The following is a 17147-nucleotide window of genomic DNA, read 5'->3' on the forward strand; positions in this document are numbered from 1 at the left end:
GGTTTGACCGTACTTGAGACCACATCCTCGCACAGCAGCGACGATCCTGGCTTCTTTGCCCTGGAGATGCTGTTACGCCTGGCCGGATTAGAGGTCGACGTTGCCCTGCTGCGTAGCATCAGCAACAACGGTCCCATCGATGTTGCAAGCATCCTAGCTTACGCACGGAAGGCCGAGCTGTCCGCACGATGTATCGAGACAAGGTGGATTGACCTTCCCAAATATGCGCTGCCGGGCATCATTCCTCTTCGCAATGGCAGTTTCTCGATTGTCGGCAGCGTCGCCGGCGAGAAGGTCGTCGTTCTCCATGCTGGTGCATCTCGTCCAAGCGTTCTGAGTGAGGCACAATTCACCTCACTCTGGGACGGACGCCTCCTTCTGATCCAAAGGTTGTCTCCAGTATCCGCATCGACCCTGAGGATTCGCAAGCTGCTGACACGAATCCTCCAGAAGCCACGCCGGCTCGACCAGGCCGCGTCGCATAGCCCCCCGGGCCAGGTCGCGGCTCTGGTCACTGCACGACGGGGCGCCGCCGCAGTGTCCAGTCAAGCTCGAAAATTCGGTAGCGCTGTGGCCAGCCTGAAGCCAAGGGATCAGGCGTCTCAAGTTCATGAACTGGCATTTTTGCCCGCTGCCCTCGAAATCGTGGAAACCCCTCCGTCTCCAATCGGGCGCGCGGTTGCGTATACTATTGCTTCCATCTTCACATTTGCGCTCATCTGGGCAACATTCGGCACCGTCGATATTGTGGCCACCGCACCGGGGAAATTCGTCCCGAGCGGACGCACGAAATCAATCCAGCCTCTCGAAGCCGGCGTCATTCGAGCGATCAGCGTCACGGACGGCCAGGCCGTGCGGAGCGGCGATCCTTTGATCGCGTTCGATGCCACGATGAGCACCGCAGAACTTGGCCACCTCAAAAGTGACCTCCTTGGGTCGGAGCTTGACGTGGCACGGCTGAAGGCGGCTTTGAATAAAGCGCAGAATCCCCTGACTGCCTTTGCCCCGCCGGACCATGCGTCCTTGGCCCTCGTTGAGATGCACCGGCGCTTTCTTATCAGCCAGACCGCCGAGCAAGCTGCCAAACTCGCTACCATCAATGGCCAGATTGCGCAAAAGGAGGCCGAACGAGCAACTTCCAAGGCATTGAGCGAGAAATTACGCGCCGTCTTGAATCCCTTGCAGCAAAGGGTCGAAATCCGGGAGCAGCTGTTTCAGAAGGGCCTGGGCTCGAAGATCAATTATCTCACCGAATTGCAGGACTTGGTTACCCAACGCCAGGAGCTGACCGTACAGGACAGCCGCCATAGCGAAGCGGAGGCTGCAATTGCGGTGTTAGTCGAAATGCGAACAAAGGCCGTCGCAGAATATGAAAGGTCGCTCTTCGAGGAATTGGCCAAGGCGGAACAGAAGGTCGCGGGGCTCACGCAGGACGTCATCAAGGCGGAGCGCCGCACCGCGCTACAGACCTTGACGGCTCCTATCGACGGTACCGTCCAGCAACTGGCCGTTCACACTGTTGGCGGGGTCGCCACTCCTGCCCAAACGCTCATGCTGATTGTCCCGGAGGGCAGCCGCCTAGAAATCGAAGCCAATATTTCCAACAGGGACATCGGGTTTGTTGAACCAGGCCAAGACGTGGCTATCAAGGTCGATACGTTCAATTTCACGCGCTACGGCCTTCTGAGTGGCAAGATTCTGAGCATCTCGAAGGATGCCATCACCCGCAACAAGCCGCCTGCCCGGGGCGTCGATTCTTCATCTGCTACAGACACTGCCAGCAGCGAACCGACCGGTCAGGAGCTCGTATACTCCGCACGCATATCGGTGGATCGCAAACAGATGGATGTAGAAAATAGAACCGTAGATCTTTCGGCCGGCATGGCTGTCACCGCTGAGATCAACATCGGATCACGTCGGATTATCAGCTACATCATGTCCCCGCTGCTGCGCTACAAACAAGAAAGTCTGCGCGAGCGGTAGCACCATGATTTAATTACGACCGCCGTACTCTACACAGCTCGGAACCCAGCATATACCGCGCTAACTCGCTTGCGCGGGGCAAACGCTGCCCCTTCAGCGCACCAGGCCGGCGGACTGCAATGCAGAAGCCGCCTCCTTGAGGGTCCCCCAGGGCAGGCTTGAGCGTTCGGCGATATCGAGCAGAGAGGTTGCACCGTCCGACATATTCAGAATCCATAGCAACGCCAACTGGTACTCACCAGCAGAACGCCCGCCAATGGTGCTGTAAAGACCGTAGTCACCGAGCTTCGGCTCACACATCGGCTTCTGATTGATATATTTTCGATTATTCTCAATCACATCGATCGCCGCGATCGCCCTGTCCAATGAATCGCGCAGAGCCGCTGGTTTCACGAATGACAGATTGTCGGCCGATGTGTGGTACTCAGGGAATTTCCCGTGCGGTGTCCTCATGAACGAGCCGACCGGGAGATTGATGCCAGGCGAGCAGTATTGTCGCTCGTCATAGCCAAATGGTGAGAAAGGCTGAATTGTGTGGGGCTCGCCACCTTGCTTCAATACATAGGTCCACGCACGATCGATTTCGGCATTGCTTTGGCGGCTTAATTTGTATGTCGGGCTCCCAGCGTCGCCCACACACGTCAAAACGAAGCCATGCTTGATCCGGCTGAGATGCGCCTGATTCAACGCCAACCAAGTGATCGATCCGATCGTGCCTGGGATAAACACAAATCGATAAGAGTAGCGTAGATCCATGTTGCGCAAATACTGGGCGAGTGCTGTCGCCACGGCAATTCCGGACAGATTGTCATTACAAAGAGAAGGATGACACAGGTGGCAAGATATGAGGACTTCTTCTGATGAACTTCCCAGCAGCCGCAAGTCGCCATATGTGAGATGCCCGGGTTCAAGCATCGAGTCGATACAAACCTCGTACTCGTCTTCTTTGAGCGCCAACAACTGCGCATGTGTGACGCAAAATCCCCAGGCGGCGTGATAATACGACGTGCGATAGGGAATGACGTCCGGATGATCTGGATCTGAAAAGAGGTGCTTCTTCAGTTCTTCAAGATTAAGGCGCACATGAACAGGCACGCTGTAACTAACCACATGAAGATTGCACGCTCGGAAATCTACGATGCGCTCTCCCGCGCTGTTCTTGATGTAAGCATCGCGGATATTCCACTCAGATGGCACCGTCCAGTCGAACACTTTCAAACCGGACGGCACCTCACAAGTGGTAAGCGGAACATATTTCTGAATATGATGAAGGGTTTCGCGAACTCCCTCGCCGGTAATGCTCCTGCATATCGGATAGAGATCTGCAATGAAGTCATGCATGGCCTGGCCACTGCGATCGGCCGACAACTCCGTCGTCGCAGCGCCCCTCTCGAGTCGACCCGACACCACCTTCCGAACAATATCATGCATCGCCTGGTCTCATTCCACTCTCTATTCTGATGCTTTGATCGTCACGCGATGACAACGGGCTCCGGAATAGGAACAATAAATTTTGCTCCCCAACTGCGGGCAAATGACAGCTGGCTGATGATTTCCTGTTGCAGATTCCAAGGCAGGATCAGGATATAGTCCGGCTTTGTCACCCCTATCCTTTCCGGCTCATAGATTGGGATGTGCGTTCCGGGCAATAAATGCCCCTGCTTATGTGGGTTCCTATCGACCGTGTACTCGATGAGGTCGGGGCTGACACCGCAGTAATTCAGCAGAGTGTTTCCCTTGGCCGGCGCTCCATATCCGACGACCCGTTTACCTTCACGTTTTGCTGTTTCCAGAAATTCGATCAGCTTCCGCTTCGTCTCCAGGGCGCGCTCCTCGAAGGCCTGATAATGCTCCAGATTGGCGAACCCCGCTGCGATCTCTTTTTCTCGCAACGCTGACACCCGGCTCGACATCGCATGACGTCCGCGACCAGTGTGCTGTGCATAGATCCGAAGCGAACCGCCGTGGGTCGATAGCTCTTCAACATCGAACAACGTCATACTGTGGGATGCGAAGATCTTCTCAACGGTCAGAAACGAGAAGTAGGAGAAGTGCTCATGATAAATCGTATCAATCTGGCACTCGTCAAAAAGCCGCATGAGGTGCGGGAATTCCATTGTTGCCACGCCACGATCATCGAGGAGAATGCTGATCCCGCCGACAAAATCATTCAGGTTTGGCACATGCGCCAGCACGTTGTTTCCAATCAGAAGATTGGCACGCAGCCCCTCGCGGCGAAGCGTCTTGGCTGACCGCTCACCGAAAAAATCGACGCGCGTGGGAATACCGCGCGCTCTGGCGACCGCAGCAACATTCTGCGCCGGCTCGATTCCGAGGACTGGGATCTCATGCTCGACAAAGTACTGCAGGAGATATCCATCATTGCTTGCGATCTCGACGACGCTCGTATCTGGACCGAGGCCAAAGCGAGTGATGACGTTGTCGACATACTTCTTGGCATGCTGAAGCCATGATTCGCTGTATGACGAGAAATACGCGTAATCGCCGAAGATATTCTCCGGGCTTTCCCACTCTTCCAGCTGAACAAGAAAGCACTCGCTGCATACATAGGCCTTCAGCGGGAAGAATTTCTCCTTTTCTCCATTGTCATCCTTCTTCAGATAGGAGTTTGCGAGAGGAGACATCCCAAGATCGAGAAACACGTTCTCCAGAGGAGCGCTACAGAATCTGCAGCTACATGTTTCATCCGAATGCGACGACGGTGTCGCCGCCGAATTGAAGGACTGCACAGCGACTTCTTGATTCAACATGGGTACGCTCCTGATGCGCGTTCGCGTTATCTCGCACCGGAACCGTATTTGTCTGCGCACCCGTTCACTTGACCTCTGTCAAGTTATCACAACTACTTTATTTGACGGATGGGATTGCGGATTGGCGCGCGCGTTGCGGCAATCGTTTTCTCGATGTTAGTCGGCCATCGGAATGAGACTGTGCGCCAATTCGCTGCTCGCAGGCGTAGACATACGCGCCCGCATTTCCGCTTCGCGGCCTTTGAGAGGCGCCCAGGCCTCATCCCGCTCGGAGATTACCGAAACAGCCGGCCAGCTGATGCCGAGGACCGGATCCTGATATCCGATGCCTCCCTCGCCGCCGGCCATGTGAGACGTGCTCATGAAGTAAAGAAGTTCGGTATCATCAGCCAGGGTGATGAAACCGTGCGCGAACCGCTTCGGAATATAAAGCCCGCGACCATTTTCGGCGGAAATTTCGACGGAAACATGCCTCAAGTAGGTATTGGATTCAGGACGAAGATCCACGATGACATCCAAAACGGCGCCCCTGACACAGCGAACATATTTCTCTTCTGCGTACGGCGGATATTGGAAATGCAATCCTCTTAGCGTTCCTGCCTTGCAGTTATAACTCAGGTTCGCTTGCCGGATTGAGGTTTCCAGCCCGCGAGCGGACAGCTCTTCAACACAGAACACACGCGAGAAGTATCCACGTCTATCCTCGTGTCGCTCGACGTCAATGACGAAAGCGCCTGCCAGATCTGTCTCAGTAAGGATCATTTAGGCCTGCGAATAAGATAGTTTCATACCCACTTGGAACGGCACACGACAGCTATACGCGTCGAGAGCTCCGCTTTGTGGTGCAAACACGCGGATGACTAACCGTCCTATAAGATAGCAAATTGGATAGCCGTAACGCATGCCCTGCCCAGCACATAGATCCAGGCGATGGTTGCCCCGGTTGCCAGCAAGACAACGGCCGTTGGCCAATCGAGCCTCCGGCGCTCGCCCTTCGAGATCACGGTGTCAGCCAAGAGATTTTGTGAGTTCAGCTTATCCATATGCGTCATCCACATCTGATCGTCGTGAGCAGTATGGATGCTAACTCTCTCAACTCGCCTGAACATGACAATGCTCAATAGTCGAAGACCATCATGGTCGCGCGCCCAACGCCGCAACGTGAACATCGGTCGGTCTCCGCAGCGGCCCCCCTTCCAGACCAGCTTAAGCGGGTCTTATACAGCGTCGTGCTCGCTATGACCCATCAGCGATCGCTCGTTAATTTCGTCGAAAACGTGTTCGGACTTGACGACGCGCAAGTTTCCTCCCCGATCTGGCTGCGACAAATTATCATTGGATACTTTTGTATTGTCGCGTCGATAGAGGTTACCGTCATGCCCGACAGCATTTTTGAGAATGGAGTTTCATCCACTGACGCGTCCGTTCGCGAGCAATTGCGGATCCGAGCACACGCAGCAATCCCCGGCGGAGCCCACACTTATGCGAAGGGCGACGACCAGTTCCCAGTTTCCGCGCCAGCCTTCATTGCCAAAGGACTAGGCTGCCACGTGTGGGACACCGAGGGGACGGAATTCATCGAATATGGCATGGGGCTTCGCTCCGTCGGGTTGGGGCATGCCTTCCCCCCCGTTATTGAAGCTGCGGCGGCTGAGTTACAACATGGGTCGAATTTTACCCGACCGTCGCCACTCGAAGTCGAGTGCGCGGAAAGCCTGCTGGAGGTCATTCCAGGCGCCGAGATGGTAAAATTCACCAAGGACGGATCTACGGCGACCACGGCTGCAATCCGCCTCGCGCGAGCTTACACAGGACGGGACATTGTTGCGCTCTGCTCCGACCATCCGTTCTACTCCTATGATGACTGGGCGATCGGCACGTCGCAGATGCCCGCCGGCATTCCTGAAGAGACAAAAGACCTCACATTGACGTTCCGCTACAATGATCTGACATCGGTGGCAGTGCTGTTTGCGCTCTATCCGGGCAGGATTGCCGCCATCATTCTAGAGGCCGAAAAGGATGTTGCGCCAACCGAAGGCTTCTTGGAGGGAATTCGCCAGCTCTGCACGAGCAACGGAACGCTTCTGATCCTCGATGAGATGATCACGGGATTTCGATGGCCGACGCGTACGGCGCAGAACTTCTACAAGGTAACGCCGGATTTGAGCACTTTCGGCAAGGCCCTTGGAAATGGCTTTGCCATTTCGGCGCTGGCGGGCAAGCGCGAGATTATGATGCAGGGCGGCCGCGATCACGACAAAGAACGCGTCTTTTTGCTGTCCACGACACATGGCGCTGAAACGCATGCACTTGCTGCCGCGCTCGCTGTGATGAAAGTCTATCGTGAAGAAGCCGTGATTGAGACATTGGAACGTCATGGCGATCGATTGAAAGCCGGCGTGGATGCCGCAGCGGCACGCCATGGCTTGAGCCAATTATTCAAGCTGGCCGGGCGCCCGTCCAATCTCGTATACAGTTGCTGCGATGGAGACGGGATACCGTCGCAGCCATACCGCACCTTGTTCTTGCAAGAACTTTGCCGCCACGGAATTATCGCGCCTTCGCTGGTGACGAGCTATTCTCATTCCGACGACGATATCGATCAAACGATCGATGCGGTTGATCAAGCGCTCCACGTGTATCGCAAAGCGCTCGAGGACGGCATTGACACATATCTGATCGGCCGACCCGTCCGCCCCGTGTTCAATCGATATGGCGATAGAACAAGCAGCGGGACGACCGCGCCGACTGGCGCTCAGATCACCAAGACTCTGCTTAGACCCCGACGCAAACCACGAGCCTCCAACACTGCAGCCGGAAATCGGCGCAACTCACGTTGTGCTGAATCCACGATAGGATAAAGTTGAAACTTACAGATTGCCCCGTGAGGCGTTCGAGACATTGTCGCCCGCGCGACCACCGATCCCACAGAAGGTCGTCCGCGACCTCTGCAACTCCCTCTGCAACACAAGTGCCGCCCACGCCAAATGCGCGATAAGCCAAAGTGCGAAGATGTGCTGCATCAAAGACATAGTTTGCAGATCCGCTTAAGGGAGCAAAGACATCGTGGATAGACCACCACGGCCGCGCTGGCGGCGTACCACATACGTCGACAGTCCACATCACGCAAACACCATAAAACACAAAAATGGCAGATTTCTGCGTGATTCGACAGGTTAGTTGCTATTTAGTGGTGGGAGATCGAGACTCTCCTTCGTCGCGGCCCTTCAGCAGCGCGACGTCTCGATTTGGATCATCCTAGCCACAGTTGTTCGGAGGCCATGCCGATACAGGTACCTTCGATGATCTTGTGCACAGAAGCGCATTGACGTCCTATAGCTGAACGAGACTTTACCCTGATAGCGCAATGACAATCGCGCTTACGCTCAATGCGGCTCGCACAGCAGCGCTCATCAAATGACGGGGGTGCCCGCAATCTCGCTTCAGTGCTAAGGCGCCCGACAACCCAGCGACGCGGTCGGGAAGTAAACTTGCGGCTTCTCCGAACTGGCCGTCAGCAGGCGTCGCGTTCTGAGGTTTCACCGCCGCACGTGCAACAAGCTTCAACAACACATCAATAAACGTTGTCAGTCTTCAACACCCGAAAGACCGTCAAAACCAGGATGCGAAGATCCAGCCAGATCGACCACGATTCGATATACCACAGGTCGCTTTCGACCCTCTTCTTCATCATGCCGATCTCTGGGGTTTCGCCTCGGAGTCCATTGACCTGAGCCCAGCCTGTAATTCCTGGCTTGATCTTGTGCCGCATGGCATAGGTTGCAATGAGCTGATCGTATTCAGAATCGTGTGCCAATGCATGCGGCCGAGGCCCTACGAGCGACATTTCCCCGCGAAGTACGTTGATTAGCTGCGGTATCTCATCAATGCTGAGCTTTCGCAGCAGCGCTCCCAGCCGCGTAATACGATGATCATTCCTCTTGGCCTGAACAATGACCGGTCCGTCGTCTCGCGTGTTCATCGTCCTGAACTTATAGATCTTGAACGGCTTTCCGTTGAAGCCTGCCCGCTGCTGCAGAAATAACGACCGGCCCGGCGACTCCAGGCGTATTGCGATGCTGATAATCGCAAACATTGGCAGCAGGACAATAAGTCCCGATGCGGCCAACAGCTGGTCCATGGATCGTTTCATTGTTCGCTGCATGGCACTCAGGGGCGCACGCTGCAACTGCAGGGCCTTTGTCGGGCCAAAATCGAATAGTGGTCGATCCAGCAGGCGAGCTGTCCTTTGATCCGAAACGAGTTTGATTGGAATGGGGAGAACACGCAGCTCGCTTTCGACTTGCCCGACCGCATCGAGAAATGCCCAGGGCATTGCGATCACGACCTCGTCCACCCCGGTTTGGCGGACATAGCGAACCAGCTCGCGCATGCGTTCCTTGAGGATGGCGGGATCGAGCAATTGGCCGGGCCCCATTGGAAGCGATACGATTTTGCAAACAGAGTAGCCATATAACTCAAGCTTACTCAGCGTTGCGTTACCGATGAGCTCCTCCTCTAGACCGACCAAAACGATCCGGTTCGGCCGAATAAGCTTCGAGCGGATGATATAGGAACAGAGTTCCGCGACGATGACTCTCAACACCGAAGAAACAACAAGGCCGCTTGCAAAGAAAAGTAAAACCCAGCCACGAGAAAAGGTCGAGCCGCTCTTGAGCAAGAAAACGAGAGCCGCGAGAGACGCAAATACGGCCAACCATGTCAGTGCGGATCTGCCAACCTGCCACCGGCCTCGCAGAAGATTGGACGCTTGATACAACTTCGAAACATGAGCAATAGCGGAATACAGAATGCCGACAGCCATTCCCGAGCCCAGATTGTTTTCCGCACTGCTATAGCCAGCGACAGCGGTAGCATCATAAATGATGCCCGTCGCGACCGACAGAATTACAATCCATACCAGGTCAAGCGCCGCTACGAGCGGGGAAATCACTGACAAGGAGGACGGTACGCCGAACTCGTGCTGACCGTGCGGTCGCTCCAGTCTCGCTGCCGCCTTTCGATCGCCCACCGGATCCATTGAATCTGCTCCTATCAAATCTTGAGAGCTTCACCACACTATCCCCTATCTCTGCGCCCTTGCGCTTGCGACCTTCATCAACCCATTTTGATTGACGAAGCGAATGGTCTTCCGGCTTGGCAGATCAATTAGCTCTTTCGCCTTGAAATCAGCGAGTGCCCGACAGACAGTCTCAATTGACGTTCCGACATGATCGGCGATATCGGCCCGAGATAGTTGCAGCCGAAGCGCTTTGGGACGCTTCGGATCCTCGCGCAAATGAGGTTGAATGCGAAGCAGAAGCCACGCAATCCGGGCGACGCAGGTTCGCTGGCTCATCGTCAGTACAAGAGAGAGTGTTTCCGACAGAACTTGATGAGTCCCGCATGGCTCGCCCTGATGACAAACGCGGGCAACGGTGGTGCGAATGACTCGGCAGTCGGTAACTGCTTCGGCTGTGAACTCTTGGCAAGCCTGCTGGGTGGGCATGACAACATCGCCTGGCCAATAAAAGGCAAGGATTTGTCGGTTGCCGTCGGGGAGCAGACGCACTGCCCGCACGACGCCTTCTATGATTTCGATCTTCTGGTTTTGTTGCTCTCCCTCCCAGAACAGGGCTCTGCCCCGCGGAACAATCGTCGGAGTGGGAGTACGATCCAGCATTATCTTGCTGGGCAGCACAGTGAGGCCAATCGGGGCGCGTGTGCAGGACGGCTTTAGGGAAACCATGTCTAGCGGCATTGGTCCAACCCTCAACGTTAAGCGTGCGTTGAAGGTGGCATGCAGACAACTTTAAGAAAATTCAGGCTCGTGCGCTAAGTTTTCTATGGTTCCAACTCGGCCTGATGGTCTAGACCGAATGTCAGGAAAACTATACTGCGCTTAGCTGGCGCACATTTTTGGTTATGATAGCGCCCATAATACTGGCGTATTGCCACTGAGCGCAGCATTCTACGTATTTACTATCACGCACGGAATATGCGCGATTCACGCATCGATGTCATCTTCGAATTCTGTGACGACCGTCAATTATGCACTGACCTTTTTTGATTGAATGCGGACTTCACAGATGGCCCCATCGAGTGGCTCACGCTGCTTTTCAAGGTCATCCAGAGACGTGACTGGGTGAAGCGGCATATCGCTTGAGAGTGAAGCCCTTTCACCAATCGAAAGAGCGCATGCCATTGGTCAGAACGGGGCTTCTCGCCACCTCAGTCGCTATCCTCGGGATGCGGGTAACCATCTTGGCATGCAAGTTCGGGCTCGCCATCTTTGTTGGCCGCTATCTCGATCTTTCATCGCTAGGGGTCTTTGGACTCTGCGCCGGCGTTGTCGCCTTGGGACCGAGCCTGGTCGGGATGGGCATGGTCCATCTCATCGTGCGGGATGCGGTTACGCTGCCGCTCGCTGAATTGATCGACCTGCTGCGGCACTACTGGTCCTTTGTCACCATCGTTTACGCCTTAGCGCTGGCGGTTTCCTTTCCGGTCACGCACTTTCTGAGCGGATCAAGCATATGGTCGCTGGTTATCGCGATTACGCTGCTAGAGCACTTCGGCAACGACGTTTTCCAGTTACTATCCAATTTGCAAAAGCCCCTTCTGGCCAACATAAGCGCCTTCATTCGCGGGGCCCTCTGGGTCTTGGTCTATACCCCACTGGCCATCTGGTATCCGGAACTCAGATCTATGTCCGCGTTGCTGTGCTTCTGGCTCGCCGGCAGTATGGTGGCTTTGGCTCTGTTCTTCTGGACAACCAGACTGTGGCCGTGGACAGCAACCTCGCTGGCGGCGATCGACCCACAACGAATTTTCTCCACGATCAGGAAAGGTTTCGTCATTTACCTGAGCGATCTCGGTTTTGTGGCAAGCCAATATATCGATCGCTATCTGGTTTCATTTTTCCTCGGGCTGGAGCTAACCGGCATTTACTTTCTCTATTGGTCGGCCGCAAACGCCGTGAGCACCTTCGTGAGCATTGCCGTCCTGCAGGTACAGCGTCCCATATTGATCAAGGCACACCATCATGGTGGCGATTCAGAACACCAGAAGCTGCTGATGCCGTTTCTAGGCACGACATTGCTCTCGACAATCGCATTGGGTGCAGCGACCGGATTGGCGTTCTATCTCGTCTTGCCGTACTTGAAGCAACCAGCCATCGGAAACTTCTTGCTGGCATTTTGGCTTATCATGGCGGGTATGGCAGTGCGCAACGTCGCAGATTTTGGAGCCATGGCGTTGTTTACGGCTCGCCGAGATGGCGTTATGACGCTCACCAATCTCGCATCGGTTACTGGGCTGATCGTCGCCCAGTCGCTCTGTCTGCCACTCATGGGGCTTTATGGCGCCGGGACCGCTATGATCATCACGTTTGGGGTAATCACAATCTGGCGCGGCGCGTTGCTGTATGACCCTGCGCCGAGCAAGTCGCCAGCGCTGGGATAGCCCCAGGTTACCCAGGATCAACGACAGCCAGCTCTATGCCGGAAATCTCATGCGTGATCGGCCGCCATTCATACCCATCCCCTCGATCATGAAACGAGTACTGGAAGCGCGGCTAGCAGTACGTTCTTTCGGTCCAACAATCCTTGCGGCCATGAACGCCGCCTCGGTTCTATTGCGAGCGCCAAGCGCCCGAAGAAGTGCAGCTGTATGAATTTTGCTCGTGCCCTCGGCGATGCTCAACTCACGTGCGATCTCTTTGTTCGACATTCCCTGCGCCAGCAACGGCAGCACGTCATGCTGGCGACGCGTCAAACGAAGTTTGTCGACATCGACTGTCATCGTACGCTGACTGCCAACGCTGCCATGATCGCCATCTGCGAGCCATCGTGGAACATAGATGCGTCCAGTGAGGAGATCGCTGATAGCCGTCAGCAACTCTTCGTCGGATTGCAGCTTGTAAACAAATCCGTGAAACCCAGCCGAGAGGCAGCCAAATACGTCAGCGCGGGTATTTGACGTCGACATGATTGCAACGCGCGTTGCAGGTCTTCGCTCATAAACCTGCGCGAGCACCTCAAGCGAAAGGTCGTTGAGGCTTGCTCGATCCATCAGGATCAAGTCGAAACAATCATCCGCTTCGAAAACCTCGAGGCGAGACGCCTCGATTACTCTGGAGTGTGGAAGTCTTGCCTCAATAACGTCCTTGAGGCCGGCTCGATAGACGCTGTGCTGGTCGACCACTAAGATTACTGACACGACACCAACCCCTGGTATGCGTAATCCAAATTTATGCGGCGATAATTCTGCTTCGGGCGCCCTCTACCGCCGCTCACTTTAATATTCTGCAATGCAACAAGAATACCTACGAACGCCCCCGTGTCAACTCATTGAATCAAATGGAACTTTTCGATGACCCGTATAAATCTGGGTACACGCGCGTAAATTACGCACTCGCGATATCGACAATCGCGCACTCGGCTGGATTGCAATACCTTTATTCTACTCGGCGCACGAGGGTGCGCACATGCAGACTGCGCGGAAACGTCGCGGTTAGTTAGCAGTCATTCCGCCGCGACTGCAGGGAACATGTCCTTCATTGGCGTCCAACGAAGCCGCGGATCCAATTGCTCTGTATCCCGCAGATGCCGGAGTTCAGCCAATCGCGTAAAGGGCGCCGCATTGAAAACTTTCTCGTCAAGCTGAATGCGCTCAAAGACGCTCTTTAGCTGCAGCGCTCCCAATCGCGCATCCCATTTGCAACAAAAGCTTGGCAGATGTTCTTTTATCTTTGCGAATGAAACGCGATAACTACGATCGTCTGCTCCAGCAGGCCCAAAGGTCAATACGGAGCCGGCGAATGTCTCATTGACGATATTCGCAATGTCGCGGACCGCATAGTTCTGCGTCTCGTCGCCGACATTGAAGGCCTCGCCCCACACCGCTTCGCGGGGCGCTTCCAATGCGCACACAATCGCTTGGCAAATATCATCGATATGCACCAACGGTCGTAAAGGCGACCCATCACTCATGACACGCACTGTTCCAGAGGTGTATGCGAAGCCGGACAAGTTGTTTAAGACCAAGTCAAAACGTTGCCGTGGCGAAGCGCCGAATGCCGTGGCGTTGCGAAGAAACACTGGCGTGAAGCGCGAGTCGGCCATTGCCCTTACGTCGCGCTCAACCAGAACCTTGCATTTGGCATAAGCAGTGCGCGGATCGACCGATGACGTCTCGGTCTTCAGCTCATCGCCGGACGCGCCATAGATGCTGCATGATGACGCGTAGACAAATCGTCGAACGCCGGCATCCTTACATTTCTTTGCGAAGGCGACCGAGCCTTCGTGATTGATCTCCATGGTCATGCCAGGGTCATTCTCGCCGAGAGGATCGTTCGACAGCTCGGCAAGGTGCACGACTGCATCAATTCCAGTAAGATCAGTCGTCGTTAGTTGGCGCGTGTCCTTCGAAATGACCATTGGCCGTGTGCAGCCATCATCAAACAACCAGCCCCGGCGATAAAGGCCTGTGTCGATGCCAACTGCATCATGACCGTTGCTAAGAAGCTTTGGCCCAAGTACTGCGCCAATATAGCCGTCAGCTCCTGTATATAGGACGCGCATGATCTCGCCCTCACTTAGCGGTCTGACCGGCAAATGCCGGATCAGACATACGAGCAGCATTGAACGTCGGAGCTGTGGACTTTTTATCCCAGACACACCATGGGGGATTCCCCGTGTCCCATAGCTCCTGCAGGACGGCCTTGTCGCGCAAGGTATCCATGTTCTGCCAGTAGCCGTGGTGTCGATAGACCGCGAGCTGATCTCGATCGATAAGTTGAGCCAACGGTTCGTTCTCCCAGCTCGTGCTGTCGCCCTCGATCACGTCGAGTGCTTCAGGCTCGACGACAAAAAAACCTCCGTTGATCACCTGCCCGTCTCGCGCATCCTTTTCCCGGAAGCGGGCCGCACGTGGACGCTCTGACGACAAATTAATCGCACCGAAGCGACCGGGCTGCTGGACCGCTGTCACCGTCGCGAGCGCTCCTTGCTCGTGGTGGAACTTGATAAGCTCCTGCACATTCACATCGCTTACGCCATCGCCATAAGTGAGACAGAACGTCGAGTTTCCGATATAATCCTTCACGCGCTTCAATCGCCCGCCTGTCATGGTCTTCTCGCCGGTATCGACGAGCGTGACCTTCCACGGCTCGCTTGCATTGCGATGGATCTCGACGTCGTTACGCTGCAGGTCGACGGTGAGATCACCCTGGTGCGGCAAATAGTTCAGAAAGTAGTCCTTGATCACGGAGCCTTTGTAGCCGCAGCAGATCACAAATTCGTTCAGACCATGATGCGAGTAGAGTTTCATGATGTGCCAGAGTATTGGACGCCCGCCGATTTCGACCAAAGGCTTGGGAACGACCGACGTATGCTCGCTGAGGCGCGTGCCATAGCCGCCTGCAAGGATCACCACCTTCATTATTCTCTCCTGTCCTTTGGTCGCCATCGTCTGATTTCACACCAGATACCGTCTGGCGTGCAGATGACCATGTTGGCAGGATAGGCAGCATCATCCGGTGCGAGTTGACGGCCGTCAAATCTGGATTTTTCGCTGAGTAATAACTTTGCGCCAACGTTCTACTTGTAAAGCACCTGCGCGATTTTGATTGAGGGCCACCGATATGGTCGCCCATGCGCGACCATTGCGATTACGTTGAGATCTCTGCGAGCGTCGATTGGCCAACTATGCGCTGATGAGTCAGAAACGATGAGTCCGGAATTTCTACTTCTTCTCATGCACTTTACCGCACTATGTGTGATGGTGCTGACAGCCTATTACGGTGGCGAGGATGTATTGTCTGGCCGCTTCACTTCGTCTTCACCCCTGGATATTCCCCCCGTCGCCACGATTCATCGCCCACTTCATGTGACACAAGATACAGCAGATTTCTTCAGTTGAGATTGTTTTGAACTTAGCGTCGGGATTGGAACTTTGAGCAGCTCGCACTTTCTGACACCAGGTCAACTTCAGCTCCTGGCGACGGAAGTAGTCGGCCCGGCTCCAGGCTGGAATGCGAAGATCGAAATTCCCGTTGGCGGCGGCATTTTCGTCGGCGGGGAGGAAGCTTCCGATCTGTTCGCCCGCGCTCTGTTGCAGGCGACTCCCTTGCCACCACCACATGAACAAGAGTTTGATGAGGACGCGGGCTCACTCGTACTCGACCATTTATGGACCGCGACATCCGCCGGTCGCCAGGCACGCGATAACGCAATTGCATCTGATAGCGATGGGATGAGTCCGGTCCGCTGATCTTAGGTCTGACGATACGCTCACCGCCTCAAGCGTATCTGCCGAGAGGCTTCGTTACAGCTTGAAATCCAGCTCTACGACGCCATCGATCGGTTTCGTGCAAGCAGCACTGAGCCAGAGCTTTGGCCAAGCGATCTTGAATAATCTTACAGCAATATCTGGAGGCAACTGCGACTCGACCTTTACGATAGCCAACTGCCTCCTTCCACAATTCCAGAACTCGAAGCTGATGCAATTCCTGCGATAATCGTATTCTGGCTCGAACAACAAGCCTCGCGGTATTGTCTCGCCAACCATAATCTGCCCGCCCCTGCTCGACGCGTCACGTAGCTACGCGTCGTCCGATGCAGGCATTCCACATCGATAAATTGTCGATAGGTTGACGTGCGCGGGAGGATTCGAGCTGGGTCTAAAAAATTATTTGGGCTACCGGCGTCTCGGGATTCATAGCCGCCCTCGATGATTGCGCCTGTGATTGATGGCAGAACGCAGCGTTTACTGCCACGCAAATCCTACCGACCCAATCGACACAGTTCTCGGACCAAGGAACACACGATTACGAGATCGCATCCCATGCCGACACGGCTCAAGTTGTTTTACGTCCCACCTGTGTCACGGCAGTGAATACTGTAGCGTAAGATGGCTCATGAATTTTATCGAGCAATATCCTCCGATTCAGCTCGCAGGGATGCATTCAAGAAGTGACGTTATGTACTCGACGGACACAGCGATGAAGTCTTTTCGCGGTGCGTCTGCAGCGTCAGCTCCATCGGGCGTGATATATTCGCAAGTGGCGGCGGCAAATCCGCAAGAAACTGAGAACTGGTTCCCGACCGCCTTAGAAAACGATTTCTACCCTGGCGTGGGGATTACTTTAGACATCGCGTCGCGGACATCCGTACTGCCGCCGGCATCGATGCTGAGGTCAAGTTCATGGGCTTGCGGCACGGCGGGCAATACGGAGGGTGCTGACGCCGACCTCAGCGACGCTCAGTTGCGGGCTCTCAGCGGGCATCGCATGGCGAGTATGGTCGTAACCTATGCGCGCAGCTCGATGCAGCAACGACGGGATGGCGCGCGGAAGCGTCAGGACGCCCGCGAAAATCTTCTGGAATGAAG

Annotated in this window: 13 protein-coding genes; 5 read left to right on the forward strand and 8 right to left on the reverse strand. The window is 55.0% G+C overall.

The window, feature by feature from the left end; genetic code table 11:
* The first annotated feature begins 3 nt into the window (after window positions 1-3).
* Window positions 4-1983, forward strand: coding sequence for an HlyD family type I secretion periplasmic adaptor subunit (locus BLW80_RS23730; RefSeq protein WP_093760294.1), 1980 nt, complete (start codon window positions 4-6; stop codon window positions 1981-1983).
* Window positions 1984-2076: 93 nt separating this feature from the next.
* Here BLW80_RS23730 and BLW80_RS23735 read toward each other — a convergent pair whose 3' ends face one another.
* From BLW80_RS23735 to BLW80_RS23745, 3 genes are all read right to left on the reverse strand, one after another.
* A complete protein-coding gene (locus BLW80_RS23735) occupies window positions 2077-3414 on the reverse strand; it encodes a DUF4910 domain-containing protein (protein ID WP_210185348.1) in 1338 nt (445 codons plus the stop codon).
* 41 nt (window positions 3415-3455) lie between these two features.
* Entirely contained in the window at window positions 3456-4754 is a 1299-nt protein-coding gene (locus BLW80_RS23740; RefSeq protein WP_093760296.1) for a class I SAM-dependent methyltransferase, read from the reverse strand.
* 156 nt (window positions 4755-4910) lie between these two features.
* Window positions 4911-5516, reverse strand: coding sequence for a dTDP-4-dehydrorhamnose 3,5-epimerase family protein (locus BLW80_RS23745; RefSeq protein WP_093760298.1), 606 nt, complete (start codon window positions 5514-5516; stop codon window positions 4911-4913).
* A 614-nt stretch (window positions 5517-6130) separates the two neighbouring features.
* Between BLW80_RS23745 and BLW80_RS23755 the strand changes: the two genes are divergently transcribed.
* Window positions 6131-7615, forward strand: a complete 1485-nt coding sequence (locus BLW80_RS23755; protein WP_093761117.1) for a glutamate-1-semialdehyde 2,1-aminomutase — start codon at window positions 6131-6133, stop codon at window positions 7613-7615.
* Between the two features lie 713 nt (window positions 7616-8328).
* Here BLW80_RS23755 and BLW80_RS23760 read toward each other — a convergent pair.
* Together BLW80_RS23760 and BLW80_RS23765 are read right to left on the reverse strand one after the other, a co-directional pair.
* Complete coding sequence (locus tag BLW80_RS23760) at window positions 8329-9795, reverse strand: undecaprenyl-phosphate glucose phosphotransferase (protein WP_093760302.1); 1467 nt, start codon at window positions 9793-9795, stop codon at window positions 8329-8331.
* 45 nt (window positions 9796-9840) lie between these two features.
* Complete coding sequence (locus tag BLW80_RS23765; protein ID WP_170849783.1) at window positions 9841-10437, reverse strand: Crp/Fnr family transcriptional regulator; 597 nt, start codon at window positions 10435-10437, stop codon at window positions 9841-9843.
* Between the two features lie 515 nt (window positions 10438-10952).
* Here BLW80_RS23765 and BLW80_RS23770 point away from each other — a divergent pair.
* Entirely contained in the window at window positions 10953-12218 is a 1266-nt protein-coding gene (locus tag BLW80_RS23770) for a lipopolysaccharide biosynthesis protein (RefSeq protein WP_093760304.1), read from the forward strand.
* A gap of 33 nt (window positions 12219-12251) precedes the next feature.
* Here the strand turns inward: BLW80_RS23770 and BLW80_RS23775 are convergent, their stop codons facing one another.
* From BLW80_RS23775 to rfbF, 3 genes are all read right to left on the reverse strand, one after another.
* The gene (locus BLW80_RS23775; protein ID WP_093760306.1) at window positions 12252-12974 is read right to left on the reverse strand and encodes a LuxR C-terminal-related transcriptional regulator; all 723 of its coding nucleotides are present in this window, start codon (window positions 12972-12974) and stop codon (window positions 12252-12254) included.
* A gap of 305 nt (window positions 12975-13279) precedes the next feature.
* Complete coding sequence (locus BLW80_RS23780; protein WP_093760308.1) at window positions 13280-14338, reverse strand: NAD-dependent epimerase/dehydratase family protein; 1059 nt, start codon at window positions 14336-14338, stop codon at window positions 13280-13282.
* A 10-nt stretch (window positions 14339-14348) separates the two neighbouring features.
* Window positions 14349-15197 carry a glucose-1-phosphate cytidylyltransferase gene (rfbF, locus tag BLW80_RS23785; RefSeq protein WP_093760310.1) on the reverse strand — a complete coding sequence of 283 codons (849 nt, stop codon included), beginning with the start codon at window positions 15195-15197 and terminating at the stop codon, window positions 14349-14351.
* A gap of 513 nt (window positions 15198-15710) precedes the next feature.
* Between rfbF and BLW80_RS30025 the strand changes: the two genes are divergently transcribed.
* The gene (locus tag BLW80_RS30025; RefSeq protein WP_139285907.1) at window positions 15711-16028 is read left to right on the forward strand and encodes a hypothetical protein; all 318 of its coding nucleotides are present in this window, start codon (window positions 15711-15713) and stop codon (window positions 16026-16028) included.
* 646 nt (window positions 16029-16674) lie between these two features.
* The gene (locus tag BLW80_RS23800) at window positions 16675-17145 is read left to right on the forward strand and encodes a hypothetical protein (protein WP_093760316.1); all 471 of its coding nucleotides are present in this window, start codon (window positions 16675-16677) and stop codon (window positions 17143-17145) included.
* Window positions 17146-17147 lie beyond the last annotated feature (2 nt).

Origin of the sequence: Tardiphaga sp. OK245 (genome assembly GCF_900108575.1) — a bacterium.
GTDB classification, from domain to species: domain Bacteria; phylum Pseudomonadota; class Alphaproteobacteria; order Rhizobiales; family Xanthobacteraceae; genus Tardiphaga; species Tardiphaga robiniae.